Below are 5,745 nucleotides of genomic sequence, written 5' to 3' on the forward strand. Positions count from 1 at the left end.
CGTAGGCGGTACGGGCGAGGGCGAGGGCGGTGCGGCCCCGCAGCGGGGGGGGGTGTGGGCGCCCCCCCCCCTCACCCCCCCCGCCGGGCCCCCCGCCGGTGCTTCGGCGCCCGGGGCGGCGGCCTGTTTCGATCAGTTCCTCTCCCAGCGGTAGAAGCACCGCGCCATCGCGTCCTTGGGGCTGCGCCAGGTCTCCGGGTCGTACGGGCTGACGAACGCTTCGAGCCTTGTGCTGATGTCGACGAACTCGGGGTGCCCGGCCACCTTCGCGATGGCGGGGCCCGGGTCCTGTTCGGCCTCGATGAAGTGCATGTACACATCGCCGTACTGGAACAGGGAGCGCTGGGTGACCCCGACGAGGTGCGGGAGTTCGCCGCGGTCGGAGTTCGCGAAGACGCCGGCGATGTCCTGGGCCGAGTGCGGGGCCATCCTGGCGACGATCAGGGCGTGGTGCACGAGACCTCCTCGATGCGGTCGCGGATGAGGCCCAGCTGGATGGGCGAGTTGCGGTTGATGTTGTCCGTCATCCAGGCGTCGTCGACGAGGGCGTCGGGCTTCATGGCGAAGTCCTGCGTCCAGTGCATCCGGGTGCCGTCGGGAGTCTCCTCGTACTCCCACACGATGTTCATGTACTCGAACGGACCGGTCTCGACCCTGCGGGCGCGGACGATGAGCTTCTCGCGGTCGGCGATCCGCTCCGAGACCCAGCTCCAGACCTTGCCGTTCTCGTCGGGGTGCATGGTCAGCCGGAAGGTGACCGCGTCGCCGTCACGGGAGAGCACCTCGCAGGAGGCGTACTCGCTGAACAGCTTCGGCCATCTCTCCAGGTCGTTCGTCATGTCCCAGACGAGGTCGAGGGGTGCGGCGATGGTGATCTCGTTCTCGGTGTGTCCTGCCACCTCATGCTCCTGTCGTGAGTGCGCCGTTGACGAGTTCGAGGAAGGCGCGGGGGCTCTTGCAGCGCTCCGCGTCGGTGGGCAGCGCCCGGCCGTGCCGGTTCTCCAGCTCGCCCACGATGCCGAGGAGGCCGAGCGAGTCCAGGCCGAACTCGGCGAAGGGGGTGTCGGCCCGGCCCGCGAGGTCGTGCGGGTCGACGGTCACACCGGCGGCCGTCTTCATCAGCGTGGCCAGTTCCTCGACGGTCACTTGGGTGATTTCGGTGGTCATACGGGTTCTCCTTGTCGTACCGGTGCGGAGGTGGTGCCGCCGGGCCGGCGCCCGTCCACGGTGTAGACCGGGCGGCAGCCGTTCTAGACGCTGGTCGCGGGGCCCCGGCGGAGCACGAGCGCCGAGTTGGAGCCCATGAGTCCCCGGCTGAGGACCAGGGCCGTACGGAGCTCGGCCGGGCGGGCCGCGGTGGTCACCAGGTCGATGTCGTGGCAGATGTCGAAGACACCGGGCGTCGGGGGGATCTGCCCGTGCTCCATGGCCAGCACCGCGGCCACGATGTCCAGCAGGGGCGCCCCGCAGTAGGCCCGTCCGATACCGCTCTTGGGGGCGGTGACGGGCACTTCGGTGCCGTGCCGGCCCAGGGCGTCGGCGAGGGCGAGGGCCTCGGCGCGGTCCGCCTCCGGTATCCCCATCGCGTCGGCGAAGACGACGTCGATCTCCTCCGGCGCGCAGCCGGCCTCGTCCAGGGCGCCCGTGATGGCGTGGGCGAGCCCTTCCCGTGAAAGGTCCCAGCGCGAGGCGCCGGTGAAGGTGGCGCCGTGTCCCGCCACGGTGGCCCGGACGACCGCGGCACGGCGCTGTGCCCGGTCCAGGTCCTCGACCACCAGCACGGCACCGCCCTCGGCGGGCACGAAACCGCAGGCCGCGGAGGTGAAGGGGCGGTAGGCGCGGGCGGGGTCGGCGACGGTGCTGAGTTCGGGGTAGCCGAGCTGGCAGACCCCCGAGTACGGGGCGAGCGGCGCCTCGGCCGCCCCCACGACGACCACGTCGGTGCCCCGGCGCACGGCCCCGGCCGCGTGTGCGACGGCGTCCAGGCCGCCGGCCTCGTCGCTGGCCACCACTCCGCAGGGTCCCTTGAAGCCCTTGCGGATGGAGATCTGGCCGGTGCTGGCGGCGTAGAACCAGGCGATGGACTGGTAGGGCCCGACGAACCGGGATCCCTTCCCCCACAGTTTCTGCAGTTCGCGCTGGCCGAACTCGCCGCCGCCGGATCCGGCCGCGGTGACCACTCCCACGGAGTACGGGGAGTCGGCGGCGGTGCTGCTCAGCCCCGCGTCCTGCAGGGCGGCGTCGGCGGCGGCCAGGGCGAAGTGGGTGAACTTGTCGGTCTGGACGAGGAAGGTCTCCTCGATGAGCGCCGACGGGTCGAAGCCGCGGACCTCGCCGGCGACTCGGAGGGGGAGGTGCTCGCAGCCCTCCCTGGTTATTCGGTCCAGGACGCTGGTGCCCTCCTTGACGGACTTCCAGTACGTGTCCTGGTGCAGGCCGTTGGGCGCGACCACGCCGATGCCGGTGACGGCCGTCCGTCGGGTGCGTATGCCACTACCACTCATCGATTCCTCCCTGCCGGCCCCGTCAGAAGGACCGCGGACTGGAACCCGCCGAAGCCGCTGCCCACGGAGAGCACGTTGTCGAGCCTGCGCGGGCGGGCGGTGCGCGGGACGTAGTCCAGGTCGCACTCGGGGTCCGGGGTCTCGTAGTTCGCCGTCGGCGGGACCACTTGGCGGGCCAGGGCGAGGACGCAGGCGACGACCTCGATGGCGCCGATCGCGCCGAGCGAGTGACCCACCATGGACTTGATCGAGCTCATGGGCGTGTCGTAGGCGTGGGCGCCCAGGGACTTCTTGACCGCGGCGGTCTCGTGCCGGTCGTTCTGCCGGGTGCCCGAGCCGTGCGCGTTGACGTAGTCGATGTCGGTGGGGTTCACGCGCGCGTGGTCGAGCGCGAGGTCGATGGCCCGGGCCATCTCCAGTCCCTCACTGGTGAGTCCGGTCATGTGGTAGGCGTTGCCGAAGGTGGCGTAGCCGGCGATCTCGCAGTAGACGTGCGCGCCACGCGCGCGTGCGTGCTCCAGTTCCTCCAGGACGAGGACGGCGGCGCCCTCGCCCATGACGAATCCGTCGCGGTGGGCGTCGAAGGGCCGGGAGGCGTGTTCCGGGTCGTCGTTGTTGGGCGAGGTGGCCTTGATGGCGTCGAAGCAGGCCATGGTGATCGGGGAGATCGGCGAGTCCGAGGCCCCGGCCAGGCAGACGTCGGCGCGGCCGTCCTCGATGGTCTGGAAGGCGTAGCCCACCGCGTCGAGCCCTGAGGTGCAGCCGGTGGAGACGGTCTGCACCGGCCCCCGCGCCCCGAACCGTTCGGCGACGTCCGCCGCGAGCGTGGCGGGCGTGAACGCCCGGTGCAGCTCGGGCTCGGCGGCGCGATGGTCGACGTCCCAGCGCTGCCCGTGCTCGCTGACCAGGACGTAGTCGTGTTCGAGCCGGGTCGTGCCGCCCACCGCGCTGCCCAGGGACACGGCCACCCGCCAGGGGTTCTCCGCGGCGAAGTCGACCCCGCTGTCGGCCACCGCCTCCTGGGCGGCGACCTGGGCGAACTGGATGTAACGGTCGGCGCGTTCGACCTGTTCGGGGTCGAGTCCGTGGGCGAGCGGGTCGAAGTCGCACTCGGCGGCTATCCGGGACCGCAGGCCCTCGGGGTCGAACAGCGTGATGCCTCGTGTCGCGGTACGGCCGCTCGCGAGGAGGTCCCAGAACGCGGGTACCCCGATTCCTCCCGGAGCGACCACGCCTATGCCGGTGACCGCCACCCGCCGGGTCATGACAGGACCCCCGGTCGTTCGTGCTGCCCGCCCTCCTCCTGGACGAGCGGGTACGCCGTGAGGTCGTCGCTGATCTCCGGGGCCTCGGTGTCGACGTGGCCCAGCTTCGGGTTCGGCGCGAGGGGGCTCAGGTGGAAGACCATGCGGGCCTCCTCGTCACCGACGTTGCGGAAGCGGTGTCGCATGTCGATGGGGATCATCAGGCCCTGGTCGGAACGGAGGGAAAACGTTTCTCCGTCCAGGTCGACCTCCAGCCGGCCCTCTACGACGTACACGAACTCCTCGGAGTACGGGTGGTAGTGCTCGCTGATGCGTTCGCCCGGCCGCATGATGGCCAGGCCCATGAACCCGCTCGTGGCGCCCACCGTGACAGGGGTGAGCAGCGTGCGCAGGTCACCGCCGCGCTTACGGTTGGGCTCGATCTCTCGGATGTCCACGACGCGCGGGCGCATCTTGTCCATGGTCTGTCTCCAGGTCGTTCGATGGGGTGGTGGTCCCTTGGGTCGGTCCTCGGATCGGTCCTGTCCGGCGGATCAGGCCGGTGTCGCGCGGTCAGGACTGCGCGGCCCTGCGGTCGGTGATCGGGATCATGTCGGCGTGTGCCAGAAGGCGGTTCGCGTCCCGCTCGCCGGTGAGCGGTCCCGCCAGCCCGAGGGCTGCGCCGTCGAGCAGACGGGCCAGCACGGCGGGCTTCCTCGGGCCATGGATGCCGAGCGCCATGACCGGGTCGGTCTCGGGATCACCCCGTACGTCGATGAGGCGGACGACGATGTCCTCGCGCTGGAAGACGGTGCTGCGGTGCACGGGGCCGGCCGGGTCGGTCAGCGCGGCCTCGTCCTGCCGGGAGAGCAGCCGGGCCAGGGCCATGCCGCAGCCCTTGCGGGCCGGGTAGTACAGGGCGTGCCGGGTGATGTCGTCCGGCTCGGGTCCGCCGCGTGCCACGTGGTGCACGGGCGGCATGGCGGCGCGGGCGAAGAAGGCCCGGGCGGACTCGGGGTCGGCGAGGTCCCGGTGCTGCTCCAGATGCGGGTTGAGGGCCTCCTCCACGGCCCGTACCTCGGGCTGGCGCGAGACATGGCGCAGGGCCGCCATCAGGTCGCCCTCCACCTCCACGGTGCGCACGACCCGGTTGCCGTGCATGAACAGGGTGGTGCGGCGCAGCCTCGTGGAGTCGTCGACGCGGGCCTGCGGCGGGGCGTATCCGGCGAGGATCTCCGCGACCTTGGACTCGGAGCCCGGCTTCACGGTGAAGGTCAGGGCGTGCCGGGTGACCCCGTCGCCGGTCCGCGCGGCGGTCTGGAGTCCGCCGATGCCGGGGCGGGCGCCGCCGGTCTCACGGACGATGCCGTAGCGCATCGACCGCAGTTCACGGACGCAGTTCTGCAGGGGCTTGACCGTCTCGAAGTGCTCGTCACTGCCCACCCAGGCGAGGTACGGCGGGGCGGTCGCCCATTCGCTCGTGATCAGCCACTGGGACGGGTTCTCCAGGGACTGGCACAGCTGGTCACCGAGGTGACCGGGAACCGAGGCGACTCGGTCGCGCATCTGCTCGTACGCGTCGAGGAACTCCTGCTGGGCGCCTTCGTGGAGGTCGACCAGAAGGGTGACGCGCATCCTGGAGCCGTCGAATGCCGACTGGGACGTGTAGGGCGAAGTGGTCATCCGGCAGACCCTTCCTCCGCGGGAGCAAGCGGCGGCCGTCCCCGTCCACCAGCGCGAACGCGGGTTTCGGCCCTGAGCCTTCATCGTGGGTCAGGGCCCTGGGGTCCGCGAGCCATGCGGGCCAATTGAGGGAACCGCCCCTCGAAGTGCCCGTTCACCGGCCGGAGTTGGGCACGGCAAAGCGCCCGGGGGGGGGGGGGGGTCGTGAATGAATAAACCCCCCCCCCCCCCCCGGTGGGGGGGGGGGGTATATGCAAGAAAGACACCACCCACCACAAAACAGAGGGGTGGTAAGACGTCCACACCCGCCCCGC

General features: G+C 71.2%; 7 protein-coding genes. All 7 read right to left on the minus strand.

Annotated features, from left to right (window positions below):
* Positions 1 to 132: 132 nt before the first annotated feature.
* The 7 genes from ACFWYS_RS40060 to ACFWYS_RS40090 all read right to left on the minus strand — a co-directional run bounded on the left by ACFWYS_RS40060 (position 133) and on the right by ACFWYS_RS40090 (position 5,431).
* Positions 133 to 456 (minus strand): TcmI family type II polyketide cyclase, encoded by a 324-nt coding sequence (locus ACFWYS_RS40060; RefSeq protein WP_384780506.1) that lies wholly within the window; start codon positions 454 to 456, stop codon positions 133 to 135.
* A complete protein-coding gene (locus ACFWYS_RS40065; protein ID WP_384780509.1) occupies positions 441 to 899 on the minus strand; it encodes an SRPBCC family protein in 459 nt (152 codons plus the stop codon). Before ACFWYS_RS40065 ends, ACFWYS_RS40060 begins: the two co-directional genes overlap by 16 nt.
* A gap of 1 nt (position 900) precedes the next feature.
* Positions 901 to 1,167: an acyl carrier protein gene (locus ACFWYS_RS40070; protein ID WP_384780512.1), complete on the minus strand. Its 267-nt coding sequence runs from the start codon at positions 1,165 to 1,167 to the stop codon at positions 901 to 903.
* Positions 1,168 to 1,250: 83 nt separating this feature from the next.
* The gene (locus ACFWYS_RS40075; RefSeq protein WP_384780515.1) at positions 1,251 to 2,504 is read right to left on the minus strand and encodes a ketosynthase chain-length factor; all 1,254 of its coding nucleotides are present in this window, start codon (positions 2,502 to 2,504) and stop codon (positions 1,251 to 1,253) included.
* A complete protein-coding gene (locus ACFWYS_RS40080) occupies positions 2,501 to 3,769 on the minus strand; it encodes a beta-ketoacyl-[acyl-carrier-protein] synthase family protein (protein ID WP_384780518.1) in 1,269 nt (422 codons plus the stop codon). The genes ACFWYS_RS40075 and ACFWYS_RS40080 overlap by 4 nt, the downstream gene beginning before the upstream one ends.
* Positions 3,766 to 4,230, minus strand: a complete 465-nt coding sequence (locus tag ACFWYS_RS40085; protein ID WP_384780521.1) for a cupin domain-containing protein — start codon at positions 4,228 to 4,230, stop codon at positions 3,766 to 3,768. Before ACFWYS_RS40085 ends, ACFWYS_RS40080 begins: the two co-directional genes overlap by 4 nt.
* A gap of 91 nt (positions 4,231 to 4,321) precedes the next feature.
* Complete coding sequence (locus tag ACFWYS_RS40090) at positions 4,322 to 5,431, minus strand: SchA/CurD-like domain-containing protein (RefSeq protein WP_384780524.1); 1,110 nt, start codon at positions 5,429 to 5,431, stop codon at positions 4,322 to 4,324.
* Positions 5,432 to 5,745: the final 314 nt, after the last annotated feature.

The sequence above is a fragment of the Streptomyces sp. NPDC059010 genome, from assembly GCF_042740355.1.
Taxonomy (GTDB): domain Bacteria; phylum Actinomycetota; class Actinomycetes; order Streptomycetales; family Streptomycetaceae; genus Streptomyces.

Bases quoted from the DNA above. Each gene is read 5' to 3' on its own strand.
- ACFWYS_RS40070 (WP_384780512.1), bottom strand. From the start codon at position 1,167: ATGACCACCGAAATCACCCAAGTGACCGTCGAGGAACTGGCCACGCTG.
- ACFWYS_RS40075 (WP_384780515.1), bottom strand. From the start codon at position 2,504: ATGAGTGGTAGTGGCATACGCACCCGACGGACGGCCGTCACCGGCATC.
- ACFWYS_RS40080 (WP_384780518.1), bottom strand. From the start codon at position 3,769: ATGACCCGGCGGGTGGCGGTCACCGGCATAGGCGTGGTCGCTCCGGGA.
- ACFWYS_RS40085 (WP_384780521.1), bottom strand. From the start codon at position 4,230: ATGGACAAGATGCGCCCGCGCGTCGTGGACATCCGAGAGATCGAGCCC.
- ACFWYS_RS40090 (WP_384780524.1), bottom strand. From the start codon at position 5,431: ATGACCACTTCGCCCTACACGTCCCAGTCGGCATTCGACGGCTCCAGG.